This window comes from Candidatus Bathyarchaeota archaeon A05DMB-5, assembly GCA_019685655.1.
Lineage (GTDB): Archaea > Thermoproteota > Bathyarchaeia > Bathyarchaeales > Bathycorpusculaceae > DSLH01.
Genome location: JABFQP010000002.1, coordinates 222,119 through 240,208, shown reverse-complemented (window position 1 = coordinate 240,208; position 18,090 = coordinate 222,119). Strand labels below are relative to the sequence as shown.

13 protein-coding genes are annotated in these 18,090 nt (G+C 42.1%); 7 read left to right on the top strand and 6 right to left on the bottom strand.

Features of this window, described 5'->3' with window-relative positions; all coding sequences use genetic code 11:
* The first annotated feature begins 72 nt into the window (after positions 1–72).
* Positions 73–1,365, top strand: a complete 1,293-nt coding sequence (gene asnS / locus HM003_04125) for an asparagine--tRNA ligase (protein MBX5328525.1) — start codon at positions 73–75, stop codon at positions 1,363–1,365.
* 134 nt (positions 1,366–1,499) lie between these two features.
* Complete coding sequence (locus HM003_04120) at positions 1,500–4,166, top strand: bifunctional acetate--CoA ligase family protein/GNAT family N-acetyltransferase (protein ID MBX5328524.1); 2,667 nt, start codon at positions 1,500–1,502, stop codon at positions 4,164–4,166.
* 87 nt (positions 4,167–4,253) lie between these two features.
* On the opposite strand, the gene acs is transcribed toward HM003_04120, so the two are convergent.
* The 4 genes from acs to HM003_04100 all read right to left on the bottom strand — a co-directional run bounded on the left by acs (position 4,254) and on the right by HM003_04100 (position 12,164).
* Positions 4,254–6,293, bottom strand: a complete 2,040-nt coding sequence (acs, locus tag HM003_04115; GenBank protein ID MBX5328523.1) for an acetate--CoA ligase — start codon at positions 6,291–6,293, stop codon at positions 4,254–4,256.
* Positions 6,294–6,453: 160 nt separating this feature from the next.
* Positions 6,454–7,116 carry an acetate uptake transporter gene (locus tag HM003_04110; GenBank protein ID MBX5328522.1) on the bottom strand — a complete coding sequence of 221 codons (663 nt, stop codon included), beginning with the start codon at positions 7,114–7,116 and terminating at the stop codon, positions 6,454–6,456.
* A gap of 73 nt (positions 7,117–7,189) precedes the next feature.
* Positions 7,190–10,015 carry a cation-translocating P-type ATPase gene (locus HM003_04105; GenBank protein ID MBX5328521.1) on the bottom strand — a complete coding sequence of 942 codons (2,826 nt, stop codon included), beginning with the start codon at positions 10,013–10,015 and terminating at the stop codon, positions 7,190–7,192.
* A gap of 100 nt (positions 10,016–10,115) precedes the next feature.
* Positions 10,116–12,164, bottom strand: a complete 2,049-nt coding sequence (locus tag HM003_04100) for a sodium-translocating pyrophosphatase (protein MBX5328520.1) — start codon at positions 12,162–12,164, stop codon at positions 10,116–10,118.
* A 530-nt stretch (positions 12,165–12,694) separates the two neighbouring features.
* On the opposite strand from HM003_04100, the gene HM003_04095 reads away from it, so the two are divergent.
* Complete coding sequence (locus HM003_04095) at positions 12,695–13,804, top strand: 2-oxo acid dehydrogenase subunit E2 (protein MBX5328519.1); 1,110 nt, start codon at positions 12,695–12,697, stop codon at positions 13,802–13,804.
* Positions 13,805–13,809: 5 nt separating this feature from the next.
* Here HM003_04095 and HM003_04090 read toward each other — a convergent pair whose 3' ends face one another.
* On the bottom strand, positions 13,810–14,157 hold the full coding sequence (locus HM003_04090; protein ID MBX5328518.1) for a hypothetical protein: 348 nt from the start codon (positions 14,155–14,157) through the stop codon (positions 13,810–13,812).
* A gap of 167 nt (positions 14,158–14,324) precedes the next feature.
* Between HM003_04090 and HM003_04085 the strand changes: the two genes are divergently transcribed.
* From HM003_04085 to HM003_04075, 3 genes are read left to right on the top strand one after another with little or no spacing between them, the layout of a single operon-like run.
* Complete coding sequence (locus HM003_04085) at positions 14,325–15,350, top strand: alcohol dehydrogenase catalytic domain-containing protein (GenBank protein MBX5328517.1); 1,026 nt, start codon at positions 14,325–14,327, stop codon at positions 15,348–15,350.
* Positions 15,351–15,356: 6 nt separating this feature from the next.
* Positions 15,357–16,385 carry a zinc-binding dehydrogenase gene (locus HM003_04080; GenBank protein ID MBX5328516.1) on the top strand — a complete coding sequence of 343 codons (1,029 nt, stop codon included), beginning with the start codon at positions 15,357–15,359 and terminating at the stop codon, positions 16,383–16,385.
* Between the two features lie 22 nt (positions 16,386–16,407).
* Positions 16,408–16,809: a hypothetical protein gene (locus HM003_04075; protein ID MBX5328515.1), complete on the top strand. Its 402-nt coding sequence runs from the start codon at positions 16,408–16,410 to the stop codon at positions 16,807–16,809.
* 10 nt (positions 16,810–16,819) lie between these two features.
* Here HM003_04075 and HM003_04070 read toward each other — a convergent pair whose 3' ends face one another.
* Positions 16,820–17,443, bottom strand: coding sequence for a radical SAM protein (locus HM003_04070; GenBank protein ID MBX5328514.1), 624 nt, complete (start codon positions 17,441–17,443; stop codon positions 16,820–16,822).
* Positions 17,444–17,536: 93 nt separating this feature from the next.
* Between HM003_04070 and HM003_04065 the strand changes: the two genes are divergently transcribed.
* Positions 17,537–18,079: an NUDIX hydrolase gene (locus HM003_04065; protein MBX5328513.1), complete on the top strand. Its 543-nt coding sequence runs from the start codon at positions 17,537–17,539 to the stop codon at positions 18,077–18,079.
* The last annotated feature ends 11 nt before the right edge of the window (positions 18,080–18,090 follow it).

Below are 18,090 nucleotides of genomic sequence, written 5' to 3'. Positions count from 1 at the left end.
ACCTGAAAAAGCTGAATCTTCTTTTGGATTTATAAGCATATACCCCGTAAGTTTTGAAGAAGGTGCTTGCGCATGAGCGTTAGTGACATATTAGACGGAAAACTAACTGAAAAAGAAGTTGAAATAAAAGGTTGGCTAGTTACAAAACGTTCCGGCGGCGGCGTCCAGTTTTTGATGGTGCGAGATGGCACTGGAACCATACAAGCCACAGTTCACAAGGACGAAGTCTCCAAGAAAGTTTTCAGCGACACTGACAAACTAACACAAGAATCATCCATCAAAATTAAAGGCTTAGTTAAAGAGGATAAAAGAGCACCAGGCGGCTACGAAATAAGAATCAAGGATTTACAAATTATCCATTTAGCAGAACAGGAATATCCATTAGGCAAGAAGGAACATGGCATCGATTTCTTACTTAGCTTTCGACAATTATGGGTACGAAGTCCTAGGCAAGTTGCTATATTGAAAGTGAGAGCTGAAATCGTGAAGGCATGCAGAGATTTCTTGGACGAAAGAGGCTTCACCTTAACAGATTCTCCGATTCTCACTCCCGCCGCCGTAGAAGGCGTTGCAACTCTTTTCGAGGTTCCATATTTCGGCGACAAAGCATTCCTAACACAAAGCGGACAGCTTTATGTTGAAGCTACAATCGCCGCGTTTGGCAAAGTTTACTGTTTTGGACCAACCTTCCGAGCTGAAAAATCAAAAACACCACGGCATTTAACGGAGTTCTGGATGCTTGAGCCTGAAATGGCATTCTACACTTTTGAGGATAACTTGAAGCTTCAAGAAGAATTGGTCACATACATAGTGAAAACAGTCCTGGAAAGAAGAAAGCGAGAGCTTGAAGCCTTAAAGAGAGACTTAAAGCCTTTGAAAAAAGTTGAGCCTCCTTTCGAAAGAATCAGCTACACGGAAGCAATAGAGATGCTGCAGAAAGCCAAATGTCCAATACAATGGGGAGAAGACTTGGGAGCGCCTCATGAAAGATTCATTTCCTTGAAATTTGAAAAACCCGTGTTCGTTCACAGATACCCAGCAAAAGTCAAAGCCTTCTACATGCAACCTGACCCGAAAAATCCTGAAGTTGCGCTTTGCGCTGATTTGATGGCTCCTGAAGGTTACGGCGAAATAATCGGAGGAAGCGAAAGAATTCACGATTTAAAACTGCTCGAACAAAGAATAGAAGAGTTCGGCTTGCCCAAGAAAGCGTACGAATGGTACTTAGATTTAAGAAGGTACGGCTCAGTGCCCCACTCCGGGTTTGGATTGGGACTTGAAAGAACTGTAATGTGGATATGTAAACTAAAGCACATACGGGAAACGATTCCCTTCCCTAGGACAATCACTAGAATTTATCCCTAAAACTATAAAATGATGATAAGAGAAGTGGTCTAATTTTTTCTGGTATGGGTCATTTAGGAATACTTTAAAGAATATGTATCGTATATACTAACACATGTGAAGGGCGCATTCTGCAAAGAATGGAGGACGTGAGGGTGGGCACTGAAAATCTCGACAAAATCTTCAATCCTAAAAGAATCGCAGTGATAGGCGCAAGCGACAAAGAGGGCTCAGTTGGCGCCAGACTCATACAAAATTTGGTCGGCGTAGGCTACACCGGAGTAGTTTACCCCGTTAACCCTTTCAGACCCACAATTCAAGGAATCACCGCATATCCTAGCGTCACCAAAATCCCGTGGCAAATAGACCTTGCAGTAATTGCAACTCCAGCGCATACGGTTCCGCAAATTATAGAAGAATGTGGAAAAGCCGGTGTAGCGGGAGCAATCATTATTTCGGCTGGTTTTAGAGAAACAGGAAAAGAAGGAGAAGCACTCGAAAACCAAATTCTTGAACTCAAAAATAAATACAACATGCGAATCATTGGACCCAACAGCCTTGGAATAATGCGACCAAAAATCAAACTAAACGCTACATTTGCAAACAAAACAGCTGAACCTGGAAGAATAGCATTCATTTCTCAAAGTGCAGCATTATGTGCTTCAGTGCTAGACTGGGCTGCTGAAGCAAACATTGGTTTCAGCGCTGTAGTCTCAACTGGCTCAATGATTGACGTAGATCTTGGGGATCTTATTGATTATTTCGGAAATGATGTTCAAACACGAAGCATCATACTCTACATTGAATGTGTCACAGACGCGCGGAAATTTATGAGCGCCTCAAGAGGGTTCGCCAGAGCCAAACCTATCGTAGTAGTAAAAGCAGGACGATTTCCCGAGAGTGCAGAAGCAACAGTATCTCATATCGGCGCCCTCTGTGGAGAAGACGCTATTTACGACGCGGCTTTTAGACGTGCTGGAATTGTTCGTGTTGAAGCGATAAATGACCTCTTTAGCTGTGCAGAAGCGTTGGCAATGCAATCAAATCCTAAAGGACCAAATCTTACAATAATCACCAACGCTGGTGGACCAAGCATAATCGCAACTGATTGTCTCATTGCGCGAGGTGGGCGTCTCTCACAGTTAAGCAGTGAAACTGTTCAAGCTTTGCGAAATGTTTTGCCATTGTATTGTCGCGCGGCAAATCCCATTGACATTTTAGAAGAAGCCACCGTGGACAGGTTTAGGAAGGTTATGGAAATATGTTTTAAAGATCCGAATAGCGATGGCTTCTTGATTGTGTATACTCCTCAAGGGGCGGCTAATCCTCTTGCGACAGCAAAAATGATAATCGAACTTTCTAAACAAACAACAAAGCCAGTTCTTACGTCATTTATAGGTGAAGGTGACTGCCGAAGGGCTAGGCTGTTACTGCAAAAGAACAGCATCCCAGCGTTTAGCACGCCGGAGCAAGCTGTTTCTACATTCATGTACATGTATAGCTACACTCAAAACTTGGAGCTTCTCTATCAAACTCCTGAAGAGCTTCCCATTGAGTTAACTATTCCTGCTTTTCTTAAAGAGATTTTGCGAAGAGCTTTTAGCGAAGGGCGAAAAGTTCTGACTCAATCAGAGTCTCTGCAGTTTCTTGAGGCATATCAGATTCCAACAATAAAAACTATGACTGCAAGGACTCCGGAGGAAGCTGAAGTTGTGGCTTCTGTGTTAGGGTATCCAATTGTCATGAAAGCCCTTTCGCCACAAATAACCCATAAATCCAAAGCAGAAAGCGTCATACTCAATGTTTGGTCGCCAGCTGAGGTTAAGATGTTTTTTAACGAATTGGCGCAAAAAGTAAAAAGCTACAGCCCTGAAGCCGAATTTCAAGGTGTCGTAATCCAGCCTATGGTTCGGAAACGAGGATACGAACTGTTGATTGGTTCTAAGAAAGACCCTCAATTTGGCGCCGTGATAGTTTTTGGAATGGGTGGTGTAGCGACAGAATTATTGCAAGATATAAGCATAGGGCTTCCGCCATTAAACCAAGTTCTCGCAAAGCGACTCATGGAGAAGACTAAAATTTACCAGCTTTCTGAGTCGAGCGGCTTTCGTACTAATTTTAAACTTCTCGAGGAGATTTTAGTGAAGTTTTCACAGCTTGTGATGGATTTTCCGGAGATAAAGGAGATTGATGTGAATCCTTTACTTGTCGATGAGAATAGCGCTGTAGCTGTTGACGCCAGAATAGTTATAGAAACTGAAAAAATGCTGCATGAAATCTCACCTCATGAACATCTCGTGATAGCCCCTTACCCTAAGAAATACGTCACTCAGTGGACATTAAAAAATGGAACCCCCGTGGTTCTTCGTCCAATAAAACCTGAAGATGAGGCTCTATTAAACGAACTTTATTGTTCCTTATCTGAAGAAACGATGCGTCTCCGGTTTTTCCAAGTTTTTAAGGAGGTTCCTCATAAAACCTTAACGCGTTATTGTAATATAGATTATGACCGTGAGATTGCCATTGTTGCGGAGATGCAGAAAGACAAAAGAAGCATAATTGGTGTTGCCCTGCTCACTTTGGAGCCTGGTGGAAAACGTGGAGAGTTTGCTGTTGTAGTAGGAGACCAATGGCAAGGGCTTGGGCTTGGTTCCAAACTGCTCGATTACATTATTGAAATTGGCAGAGATATGAAGTTAAAAACGATATTCGGTTACGTAATCTCGGATAACTCTAAAATGATTAACATGTGCACCAAAAAAGGGTTCGTGATACAACCGTTTGACAGTGAGCTTTCCATTGCGACATTAGAAATAGCTTAGCACTTCTCTTGTGGATTTTTGAAAAGTAGAATTAAGAAAAATTTTGGAACTTGAAGTTTGATGTTTAGTTGTTAGGCAGTTTTTCTTTTATTTGCGTTCGAGGGCTGCTTTTACTGATTCATAGGCTTTCTTTGCTTCTTCTACAGCTACGCCATCTTCCAGCGTACTGACATCTCCGAGAGTTGCTCCTGCAATTATCGCTTTTAATAGACGTCTCATTATCTTGCCGCTTCTTGTTTTTGGAACGGAATCTACAAAGGCTATTGTGGTGTCTGATGCTACGAGTGGACCAATTGTGCTTCTTAAATGCATTTTTAATTCGTTTGCAAGTTCTTGGCTTGGAGAATATCCCTGTTTAAGCACTGTGAAAATAAACGGTGTCTGCCCCTTTACTGGGTCTTCTTTGCCGACGCATGCTGATTCTGCTACGGCTGGATGTTTAATCATTGCCGATTCGATTTCTGCTGTTCCGATTCTGTGACCTGCAACTTTGAGGACGTCGTCCGCTCTTCCCAACACCCATATGTATCCATCTTGGTCTTTGATAGCGAAGTCTCCAGTGTAGAAGTACATTTTACCCTTGAATCTTGACCAGTAAACGTCTATGTATCTCTGGGGGCTTTTGTAAAGTGTCATGAGCATTCCTGGCCATGGTGAAGTTATGGCTAAGTATCCTCTCACTCCAGGTTTGCATGGATTTCCGTCGTCGTCAAGAACTTCCATTGTAACTCCTGGTATTGAATAGCCGTTTGTTCCCGGTTTGAGTGGGAATATTTTTCCTAATCCGGGGAAGTGTCCTGTTAGCATTTGTCCTGTTTCTGTCATCCACCATGTGCTTGATGCGACTATGTCTTCTCTGCCGATGTTTTTGTAATACCATTTGAATGCTTCTGGGTTGATGGGTTCGCCAACGGAGTGGCAGATTCTTACTGTTGATAAATCGTATTTTTTGACGAGCTCTTCTGGGAATTTCATTAGCATTCTGATTGCTGTTGGCGTGGTGTAGAAGATTGTTACGCCATATCGCTGGATTATGTTCCACCATCTGTCTGGTCCCGGACAGTCTGGTGCTCCTTCATACATTACGGATGTCAAACCTGCCATGAGCGGTCCGTAAACAATGTATGAATGACCGGTAACCCATCCGATGTCCGCTGTGCACCAGTAGATGTCGTCTTCGCGCACATCAAATATGAGCTTCATTGTTGTGTACAGGGCGACTGCGTAGCCACCTATAGAATGTTGTGCTCCTTTTGGGGCGGCGGTTGTGCCTGACGTGTAGAGTATATAGGAGAAATCTTCTGAGCCGCATTTTTCGACTGGAATGTTTACATTTTGTGGCACATCTTTGATGAATTCATGGTGCCAAACGTCAATGTCGTTATTCCATGGAATGTCTTGTCCTGTTCTTTTGACTACGATGACTTTTTCGATTTTGCATCCGTTTTGTGCGCATATTTTTACGGCTTCGTCGACGATGGGTTTCAAGCTTATTATGCGTCCTCTTCTATAGAACCCGTCTGCCGTAACTATGATTCTGGCGCCGCCGTCTATTGCTCTAGTGGCTAGTGCATCTGCGCTGAATCCACTGTAGACTATGCTGTGTTTTGCTCCTAGTCTTTGTGCGGCGAGCATGTAGAATGGGAGTTCTGGAATCATCGGTAGATAGAATGTTAGAATTTCTCCTTTTTTGACCTTCAATTTCTCCTTCAAGGCATGGCTAATAACGTTTGATATTCTGTGAATGTCATAATATGTGAATTTTCTAACTTCTTTTGGCTGCTGCAGGTTTTCGTCCCATGGCTCTCCTTCCCATATTAGAGCTAACTTGTTTTTTCTGCCTTGTGCTAGTTGCCAGTCTGTGGCTAAGTACGCCAGATTTGTTTCGCCACCGACAAACCATCTGTAGAATGGCGGGTTGCTGTCGTCTAATACTTTGTTCCATTTTTTGAACCAGAAAATCTCGTTTGCCCATTTTTCCCACCATTCTTCCTTTGCCTTTTTGTCTTTTACTGTGTTTTCGTACCATTCTTTGAAGTCTTTTTTATCCCAGACTCTGTCTTTCCAGCTAGGTGGGATTATGTCGGTTTCGAATTCTTTGTAAACTTCTACTGATTCTTTAGACATTCTACTTCACCTTTTAGAGCTTGGTTAATTGGTTCTTTTTAGGAAAATTTGTTATCGTATATATGCATTTAGGTTCTTTTGAGAAGGAATTGTTGTTGTTTGGCTTTCAGATTTATTTTTGCGCTAATTTTTATTTTTTTGGTAAAAAATGTGGAAGCAGTTATTGATTTACTGGGCAGATTGGCAACACTGTTTTTCCGTGCGCTTCGTTTAGCACCTCTGCCAATGCTAGGTAAACTGCACTGAAACCGCAAATGATGCCTTCAGCTCCGATTATGCGAGTGAATAGTTCTATTTGCGGGTCTGTGGGCGATATTGTTGTGTAAGCGAGGACTGCTGACTTCGCCGCGAGTAGAAAGAAGAGTATTGCAAGGCTCATGAAGACGAATTGTAGTGCACGGTTGGTTTTCAGAGTGCCGAAAAACATGATGAATGTGAATATTCCCCACATTAGGAAATAAGCCATAAATGCTTCTTGGCTGACGAACCAAGGTGTATTGTAACCTGAAATGTATGGAGCGTAGGATGTGAAGGGCCAGACTCCTCGGGCGGCTACACTTGTCGTTCCCAGCCAGTTTAGAGTTACGAAAGATAGCCAAAAGAGTCCGTAGGATGTGAATGCTGTTGTTCCGAACGTGTTGCCCTTTTTATATTCCAATACACCCGCAATAATCTGTGCTAGACCGCCGTAGAATATGCCCATTCCTAGAATCATGCTGTCGATTGGGCCTAAGCGGGCATTGTGGACGAAGTTTAAGAGAACGGTTGTCATTCCGAAGCCTAATAGTCCGAGTGGTGCTGGGTTTGCTGATTTTTCGTTCATGTTGTTCACGTCTTTTTATGTTGAGTGTGGAACGTTTTTTGAAACACCTTTTCATATAAGCTTTTCTAGACGATTATTTCCATTTCCAGATTTTTCTGTTCATTAAGAATTCTGGAAGGATGAAGAGTCCCCAACTGGCTACCCCTATTACGTAGGCTAGGTCTGTTAGGCTTAGCGGTGACAAACCAAACATTTTTGCTGTTATTGGAATGTAAGTTATGCCTAGAGTGGCGGCTATTGAAACGATTTCAGCTATTACGAAGAACTTGTTCTTGAACGCGTCTCTTCCCATTCTCCACACACTTCGAGTTTCAGAGCGGCAGTTCCAGACAACGAACAATTCGAACATTGCAGCTTGCACGAAAGCTGTTGTTCTTGCTTCTTGCAGAGTTTCTGGGGTTCCAAATCCGTGGGCTGGCCACACATAATATTCAAGGCAGAAGACGAGTATTGTTCCAGTAGCTTGCAGTATGAATGACGCTATAACAAACCGACCCATTCCATGCAATATTCCTTCTTCTGGCTTGCGGGGCTTCCGGTCCATAACATCCACGTCTGGAGGGTCTGTGGCTAACGCTACCGCTGGTGCGCCGTCGGTGACGAGGTTTATCCACAAAATCATGGCTGGAAGCAGAGGCAACGGAAACAGTTCCGGGCTGAATATGCCTCCTAAAATAGCGAATGACCCAATGACAAGTAACTCGTCAAAATTGCAGGCGATTAGGAATCTGGCGTATTTGCGGATGTTGTCGTAGATTACTCTTCCTTCCTCAACCGCCTTAACTATGGTTGCAAAATTGTCGTCTGTAAGCACAAGGTCTGAGGCTTCACGTGTGACATCTGTGCCTGTTATGCCCATTGAAACGCCTATGTCTGCAGCCTTAACTGCTGGTGCATCGTTGACTCCGTCGCCCGTCATTGCTACAATGTGTCCTTTAGCCTTCAAGGCTTTTACAATTTTCAACTTATGCTCTGGCGAAACTCTCGCGTACACGGCAACGTTTTCCACGATTTTTTCGAAATCTTGGTCGCTCATAGCATCTAATTCTACACCAGTGAGAACTATGCTATTTTCTTTCATCATTCCGATTTCTTTCGCTACTGCTACAGCCGTGAGTTTGTGGTCACCAGTTATCATTACAGTTTTTATTCCAGCTCTTTCGCATTTCTTGTTGGCTTCGATTGCTTCTTCACGTGGTGGGTCAATCATTCCTTCCAGACCCACGAAAACCAAGCCTTCTTCAACAGTCTTCTCGTTAAACTCATTAAGTTCTACTGGTAGTCGCTTGTATGCCATGGCTAAGACACGTAATGCCGAGCTTGCCATCTGCTCATTTACTTCTAAGATTTTCTTCCGCTTAGCTGCGGTTAGTTTCTTTTCTTCATAGTCTTCGAGAATATGGCTGCATTTTTCAAGGACTATTTCGGGAGCACCTTTCATAAATGCAACCTTTTCTTTTTCCGGCGTTAAGTGGACGGTTGTCATGCGTTTTCTTTCCGAAGTGAAGGGAATCTCGCTTATGCGTGGATACTGCGTTGTTAACTCTCTTTGAGCGAAGCCAGCCTTGGCTGCAGCGACTATTAAGGCGCCCTCAGTTGGGTCGCCTATAACTATCCATGACCCATTGTTGTTCTGTTCAAGCTGGGCGTTGCTGCAAAGCGAACCTATTTTAAGAAGTGTTGAGGGTCCGGTGTCATTTGTTGGATTGATTAGTTTTCCGTCTTGTTGAAACTCACCTTTTGGTTCATAACCAACTCCTGAAACGTCCACAAACTTACTGTTAGCATAGAGCTTGCGAACAGTCATTTCTCCCTTTGTTAATGTGCCTGTCTTGTCTGAGCAAATGACCGTGACGGCGCCTAAACCTTCCGCGGCAGAAAGCTTTCTGATTATGGCGTTGCGTCTTGCAAATTCTCTTGCGCCCAGAGCAAGGCTAATCGTGACTATTGCAGGCAGTCCTTCTGGAACCGCGGATACTGCCAATGAAATTGAAGACATAAAAGCTTGTATAAAACCTTCTAGGTTTAATACTCCGCTACCATGCCACAGCGTTGAAGCCACTTCGAAGGCTTCTAATGCAAAAATTATCACACAGACAGCCACCACTACTTTGGCGATTTTCTTGGCGAAAGTGTCAAGTTTCCTCTGCAAGGGGGTTTCTTCTTCCTCTTCTTCTTGAACAAGTTCCGCTATCTTTCCAAATTCGCTTTGCATACCAGTTGCTGTAACTACCGCCTTGCCTCGACCATAAATGATGTGGGTAGCAGTGAAAACCATATTGCGTCTGTCGCCTATTGGCGCTTCTGGCGGCAATATCGCTTTAGCATCTTTGTTTACAGGTGTTGACTCTCCTGTCAAAACAGCCTCGTCGGCTTTTACCTCGATACTCTCTATTAATCTCGCATCCGCCGGCACAAGGTCTCCTGACTCCAAAACTAGAATATCACCGGGAACTACTTCTCGAGCCGGAATTATGGTTTCTCTTCCGTCGCGTAGTACGCGTGCTTTAGGTGCTGCAAGTTTTTTCAAGGCTTCTAACGCTTTTTCTGCTCTATATTCCTGAACAAAGCCAGCCACAGCAACCAAGACTACTATTATGGCTATAACAATTGAGTCGGCATACTCTTCAAGAGGCTCTTTAGGTAACTCGCCAGGCATTAAAGGTCGTTGCAACTCGTAATATCCGACTATTGCAGAGAAAATCGCCGCGGCTATAAGAAGTAAGATGAATATATCTTTAAATTCGCTCAAAAACATTTGAAGCGCAGTTCTTCTTTTCTTTTCTTTCAGTTCATTGTATCCAAACTTTTTCAGTCTTTCCTGCGCTTCTTGAGAAGTTAGACCTTTGCGGTTCGTATTTAGAAGACACATAGCTTCATCGATTTCTGTGGCATGCAACGGCTTTGACGTGACCTACACCTCTTAGGTTTTGGTTGTGACTATGAATAGACGCGGGCATGACTATAAAAAAATTGTGTGAAACTTAACACATTTTTCACTAGTGTATTAATAGTAAGATTAAGGGAGCGAAAACTGATGCGACGAGAGACATTACTGTAATCATTGTGTTCAATGAAGGCCCCGCCGTGTCTTTGAAGGGGTCGCCAACCGTGTCGCCCGTGACCGCCGCCTTGTGTGCTTCTGAGCCTTTACCACCAAAAGCGCCAGCTTCAATATACTTTTTGGCGTTGTCCCATGCTCCACCAGAATTTGCCATGAACAAAGCGAATATTATTCCTGTAATGATGCTTCCAGCCAAGAATCCCGCAAGTGCTTCTTTTCCCAAAGTTGACACAACCACTATCGGGGCTATTATTGCCAAGGCGCAAGGCAATATAAGCTCCCTCAAGGCTCCTTTAGTAGCTATGTCAACGCATTTGGCATAGTCAGGTTTCGTTTTTCCTTCCATAAGTCCAGGAATTTCTTTAAATTGGCGTCGGATTTCTTCAACCATTCTTCCAGCATTCTTCCCGACAGCTAAGATGAGCATTGCAGAAAGTAAAGGCGGCATCATTGCCCCAGCGAAAATGCCCACCACCACTTCTGGTTTCATTAAATCTAATGTTGGAATATCTACAAGTGTTAGGTAGCCATGGAAAAGTGCAAGGACTGTTAAGGCTGCAGCTCCTATTGCGAAACCTTTTGTTATTGCCTTTGACGTATTGCCTGCAGCGTCAAGCTTGTCAGCAACTTCTATAACTTCTTCGCCTAACCCTGATTGTTCAGCTATGCCTTTAGCGTTGTCAGAAATCGGTCCGTAAGCGTCAGCGGATATTATCATTCCGACAATTGAAAGCATTCCCAGAGCTGAGACAGCGATTCCGTAGAAGGGTTCGACTCCAAAGGCACTTGCAAGATACCATGAGGCTAAAGTGGCGGCGCATATACCCATTATTGGTGGAACAATGCTCATTATTCCGTAAGAAAATCCTGTCAGTATGTTTATTGCTGCGCCGCTGGTGGAAGAAGAAGCAACTTTCTGCGTTGGTGCTCTGTCAATTGAAGTGAAGTAATCAGTTGTGATTCCAATGATCATTCCAGCAATTAACCCAGCCAATGTAGGAAGAAAAACGCCAAGCCACATATTTCCACTTAACCCTGAAAAATACGTAATAATCAGAAGGAAGATTGCAAAGAATAAGCATGTTGAGAAAGTTCCTCTGTTCAATGCAGCTCCTGGATTGTTAGCCACAGTAACTTTTACAAAAAGGGTTCCTACTATCGACGCGAAAACTCCAACGGCTGCTATCAGAAGCGGAAGTGTTGCAAAGATTCCACCTCCAATTTCAGCGCCAATGATTACTGCTGCAATGACGCTTGCGATGTATGAGTCGATCAAATCTGCACCCATGCCCGCAACGTCACCGACATTGTCGCCAACATTGTCTGCAATAACAGCTGGATTTCGTGGGTCATCTTCTGGAATCCCCAATTCCACTTTCCCTACAAGATCTGCACTTATATCTGCTGTTTTTGTGTAGATGCCTCCCCCTGCCTTTGCAAAAAGCGCGAGCGCGCTGGCTCCGAAGCTGAAGCCTAAGACTATGTTTGCGGCTTCTCCTTCAGTCCAGCCTAGCACTACATTATAAATGTAGAATAGTAGGCTGATTCCGAGGAGGGCTAAACCTACCGTTGCTAAACCCATAACTGCTCCGCCGAAGAATGCTACTGGAAAAGCTTTTTTCAAGCCGGATTTTGCTGCATTTGCTGTTTTTACGTTTGCCTTGACGGCTGCCATCATTCCAGCGTAGGAGGCTACTGCTGTGCACAATGAGCCAAATAGGTAAGCTATTGCAATACTTGCTCCGTGAAATATGCTTTGGGTTATTCCGAAAAGTATTCCGAGCACTGTGGCCATGACTAAAACGAATACTGTGAGAGTTAAGTTTTGTCTTCTTAAATATGCCTTTGCTCCTTCCTTTATTGCCTTAGCTATCGCCTCCATTTTTTCTGTGCCGCTTTCTTGGTTGTTAACATAATGATAAAGATAAGCTGCAAGAGCAACAGAAGCCAAACCAGCTAATGGAGTTATAAGGAACCATTCCATGCGTATCCCTTCTGGTTCTTTTTATTCTAAACCGTCTAAAATCTATATATCTCATTAATAAGCTTAACGCAGATTTGAATTATGTTTAAGAGAGAACGTATTAAGCCGCATTGAAAGTGAGCAGTTTCCCTCTACTTCCTCTAAATTTGGATGCGTGTTAGTCGATTCCCTTATCCAATATTTTAAAGGCAGTTTTCATGAAAATCGGTTTCCTTGAAAGTCTTTCTTGTAATTTCATGTTCTCTTCCCCGAACCTCAAAATAAGTTTTCAAACATTTCTAAACTAGAAAGATACAATAAAATACTGTACAACCACAAGCATATGCATGTTAAACAAATTCTTGAACATACAAATCTCCCCGAACAACTTAATATATTAATTCTTAATTCTACACCAGAATAGTCCAAACAACAGAAGAGGTAAAGATGTTGCTAAAAGCAAGTTTCAAATACATTTAAAAAAAGACTTTGTTATTTCTGCAAGCAAAAATAAATAAACTGGCTAAAATGCCTGAAAAAGTGGAATCAATATGGTTACAAAGATTGTCATGCCAAAACTTAGTTTAACAATGAAAGAAGGTACCGTAGGCAAATGGTACAAAAAGGAAGGAGAGGTTGTGGAGAAAGGCGAGCCAATAGTTGAGATAATCTCTGAAAAAGCCACATACGACTTGGAATCACCAGCCTCTGGAGTGTTGCGGAAAATTTTAGTAGAAGAAGGCGTTGACGCTCCGGTTAATGCTGCTCTGGCTTTTATAACAAGTCCAGATGAAGCGTTTTCTGAAGAGCAAATTCGCGCAGAAGCACCGCAAGACGCTGGAGAAGTAGGTGAGAAGGTTTTGGCTTCGCCGGCCGCGAAACGTTTGGCAAGAGAGCATGGAATAAATCTATCGCTTGTTAAGGGCAGCGGACCTGAAGGAAGAATAGTTGAGGAGGATGTTAAAAGATTTTTGGAAGAAAGTCGAGGGCTTTTGCCAAAAATTAGGCAGGTTATTCCGTTAAGTGGTTTCAGAAAAACATCCGCTGAGAGGGTTTCAACAAGCTTCAAAACAGCTCCGCACAGTACAGTAGTAATGGAGGTTGATGTTTCTGAAGCTGAAGAATTGCATAACAGACTTCGAGTGTCCTACACAACGATTATTATAAAAGCCGTTGCAAAAGCATTAATTGAGCATCCACTGTTGAATTCAACGTTAGATGGAAACCAAATAAAAGTTTTCGAAGATGTAAACTTGGGCGTTGCCGCTGCAACTGAGTATGGTTTAGTTGTTCCAGTCATCCATAACGCTGACAAGAAGTCTTTACAAGAAATCGATGCAGCTATAAAAGGATTAACGGAGAAAGCCCGACAAGGAAAACTATCCAAAGAAGAACTAACAGGAGGAACATTCACAATTACAAACCTCGGCATGTATGACGTCGAATTTTTCACACCAATAATCAATCCACCAGAAGCAGCCATACTTGGCGTAGGAAAAATAACAGAAAAACCCGTTGTGATTAATGGAAAAGTCGAGGTCAAGCCGAGAATGATGTTGAGTCTTTCTTATGACCACAGAATCGTCGATGGCGCTCCAGCCTCTGAGTTTCTGCGAAAAATTAAAGAGAAAATTGAAAGGGCTTCAGAGTTAGAAAGCTAAAAAGGCTAAGATTCTTTATTCTCTATTTTCTCGGCGGTTTCTTCTACTTCGCGTAAGCTTTTCTTGACAAGCTTTAATTTTACATCTTTTATCAGCGTTACTCCACGACTTGAAAGAATAGAACCTGCCCAAACCAGTATAACAAAAATGAAGAACACAAGACAAGCGTTACTGAAAATTGTAGCCGCCTTTACGTAACTATCTGTTTCTCCAGGTTGAATGGGTATAAATTTTGGGATTTGCCAACCAGCCAAAAACATTACGAGTGCCAGCACTGCTGGGAGAATTATGAAGATTAATCCGATTATAAGAAAAGTGTATCCGGAGATTTTCTCTATTTTTTCGGCTTTCATGGAAAATCACTTGTTTTCCTTTTATAAAAACTTTTTACTCAGCAACATTTTTTTGCATGAAAATTGAAATTATCCATTGCTTGTGTCTTTGAATTGACATTTTTATATGCTAAAGCGTATTTTGGAAAGTCTTAAGTGTTCAGCGATAGAAAGACAAGTGAGTCAAAATGAAGGTTGCCATGTACTATAGCCCACAAGACATAAGAATAGAGGAAATGCCTACGCCAAAAATACGGGAAGACGAAGTTTTGGTAAAAATGAAGGCTTGTGGAATATGCGGTTCAGACCTTATGGCTTGGTATTTGAAAACTCGCGCTCCACTTGTTCTCGGGCACGAACCTGCTGGTGTAATTGCAAATAAAGGAAGAAAGGTTAAGGATTTTGATGTTGGCGACAGAGTTTTTGTTCACCATCATGTTGCTTGCTTATCTTGTCATTACTGCAAACATGGCGATTACACGTTATGCGAACAATTCCACAACACGAACATTAAACCAGGCGGATTAGCAGAATACTTCAAAGTTCCAGCGCCTAACTTGCAGATAGACACATTAAAAATTCCAGAAAAAATGTCGTTTGAAGAAGCAACATTAATCGAACCAGTAGGCTGCTGCATAAGAGCTCTCAAAAAATGTAATCTTCAAAAAGGCGATTCGGTAGCGGTAATAGGCGTCGGAGCAACCGGAATAATTCACACAGCATTAGCGAAAATTTTTGGAGCTAAAAAAACGATTGCAAGCGATTTAATTGATTACCGCTTGAAAATAGCGAAAAAATTTGGAGCAGATGTCGTTGTTAATTCGGAAAAGGAAAATCTGACGGACATAGTTAAGGTTGAAACTGAAGGAAGAGGTGTAGATGTGGCGGTGGTTACTGCACCAAGCTTGGAAGCCTATAAAACTGGTTTAAGCGTCATTCGAAAAGGTGGAAAACTCTGCATTTTTGCTCCCACTGACCCGGGAAAACACTTGCAGATAAGCCCGAAAGAACTGTTTTTCTCCGAAATCCAAATAATTCCATCCTATTCAACTTCGCATTTGGAAACAAGAGAGGCTTTTGGGCTAATAGAATCTAGAAAAATAAAGGTGGAAGAGTTGATAACTCATCGTTTTTCGCTTGGCGATACTGCAAAAGCCTTTGAAACAGCTTTGAAGAATAAAGAGAGCTTAAAGGTTGTTGTATTGAATGGGTGATTCTGAATGAAAGCAGCCATGCTTTATGGAGTAAAAGACCTAAGGATTGAGGAAGTTGAAAAACCGAAGGTTAATACCGGTGAGGTTCTTGTCAAGGTGAAAGCTGCAACAACTTGCGGTACGGATTTGAAGATATTTCAGCGCGGTTACGTTGGAAAGGTAATAAAGCTTCCAACAATTTTTGGGCATGAATGGGCTGGAGAAGTTGTTGAGGTAGGAGAGAATTTGGAATGGCCCACGAAAGGAATGCGTGTTCGTGCTGGTAACAGTGCGCCTTGTTTGCATTGCACAATGTGTCAAAAGGGCAAGTATAATCTTTGCGAGAATATGATTTGGCTTTGGGGCGCTTATGCAGAATACATTAAAGTTCCGGCGCGGATGGTTTTGGTGAACATGCAAGAAATTCCACAGCATGTTTCTTTTGAAGAAGCAGCCGTCACCGAGCCTTTGGCCTGTGTTTTGCATGGCGTTGAAGAAGCGGATGTTAAGTTGGGCGATTCTGTGGCTATAATTGGTGCTGGACCAATTGGGCTTCTGCACATGTTGACGGTTAAGAAAATGGGCGTGGAAAAGGCAATAATGATTGACCTTGTAGAGGAAAGACTGAATTTTGCAGAAAAACTCGGCGCTGACGAAACAGTTAACGCTGGAAAAACAGATGTTATTGAAACCGTTCGCAAACTTACTCGTGATTATGGCGCGGATGTAGTAATAGAAGCAATAGGGTTGCCAGCTACATGGGAGCAAGCCCTCAGACTTGTTAGGAAAGGCGGAACAGTCTTGGAATTTGGTGGCTGTCCTCCGGGAACGGAAGTGAAAGTTAACGCGGAAATGCTGCATTATGGTGAAGTAACAGTTATGGGCGCTTTTCACACGACACCGTTGCATTTCAGAAAGGCCCTCAATTTGATTGCGTCTAGAACAATTGATGTAAGACCCTTGATAACAAAGAAAATGAAATTAACCAATATTACGGAAGCATTTAACATACTGTCCACATCAAAGACCGAAATTAAAATAGCTATAAACCCGTAAAAAAGTAACAATGGAATCTCAGATGGTTGAAGCTGAAGGTTACATTTTAAGAATCGCTACCAAACAGTGGGTAGAGCAAGTCTTTAACATGGCAATATACTATACTAGCGCCCGTAGAAAATGGAAACCGGGGCAAACTATACTTTTCGTGCACAAGACTAGCAAGGGTGATGCTGTTGTAGGTTATGGTGAAATAGGGAACTTATACTCGATTGATGAGCTTTCCGAAGAAGAAAAACTTGAATGTAAAAAACACGGTTGGAAGAAGGCAATAGAATTCACTTATGTCAAAGAATTTGAAAATCCATTGTTGATAAAGGAGACATTTCTTAAAGATTTAAAAATTCGAGGGAAATACTTTCATGGCTTGCCTCTTAAAAGAGAACAAATAACATCAATTATAGAGCAAGCAGAAAACCGTTAAGAGATAAGGTTCACCAGAAACCCGGAATGTATTCTCTTGCTCGAAATTTCACACCTATCTGTTGAGCAATCTTGGCAACTTTTGAAAGGTCAACTTCCGAAATGGTCACTGCTGTAATCTCGACATCAAATTTTCCTTTTGCTTTTTCAATAAACGTTAATACGTTTTCAAATGCGTCTTCAAATTTTGGTTTGCAAACTTGATTATATGTTTCCTTGTCGTGAGCGTTTAGGCTGACGCTTAACTTATTCACACCTTCGGCTTTTAATTCTGTGGTAATGTCTCTGCTCTTGTTGAGCAAAAAACCTTGACCGTTCGTGTCCACACGAATGCTTACTGGCTTTCCATAATGCTTCCTTATCCAACGTGTAACTTCTAAAAGGCAATCCAGTCTTTCCAAAGGCTCACCAAAACCACAGAACACAATTTCACGCCAATTTTTTCGGTTCAGAACTTTTAGAAGGTCGTCTAGAATTTCTTCGGTGGATGGTTCTTTTGAAAGTTTTAGGTTGAAGTTGCCAACTCCACTTTTGAAATTTCTTATGCAGAAATAACAGTTGTTAGAACATTTGTTAGTAATGTTTAGGTAGAGATTACTTCCAAGCCAATAGACTACACTTGGGCTTTTTTTCAAACTGTTCTCTTCCTTAAACAAACTCTAATAAGAGATACTCAAAAATATACCGTTTCAGACATTAGAGGTATATCAAGAGGGGAATCAAACCATTTGAGTAAAAAATTTTGTTCGGTAAAAATCTTAAAATCAAAGCCCATTTACAATAAACATGGTATAACAATCTTAGAAGACAGTGTGAAATTTGCTGATGGAACAACTTATGAATATGTTTACTTCAGAAGCAAGGGAACTGTCGTAATAGCGGCTTTCACAGAAGATAAAAAGATGATTTTGACAAAGCAATACCGTCATCCTCTCAGAAGAATTGTTTACGATGTTCCAGGAGGTGCCATAGAGAATGGTGAAACACCTCTGGAAGCTGCTCTGAGAGAACTTGAGGAAGAAACTGGTTTTACCGCTGAAAAACTTGAGTGGATTGGTAGATTCAGTCGTGGTCCAAGCAGTCAAGCAGTTGTAGAAGTATTCTTTGCAAAGATAAAACGTAAAAATGAACATTTTGATACAACCGAAATAGTTGAAATCGAAATGGTTGATTTTGATTCACTGTTTAAGAGAATTTTAAAAGGTGAATGCTTTGATGCCGCGGTGGTCATAAGTGTTCTGCTTGTTTCGGCAAAAAGGCTTCTGGAATAAATTTAAATGTA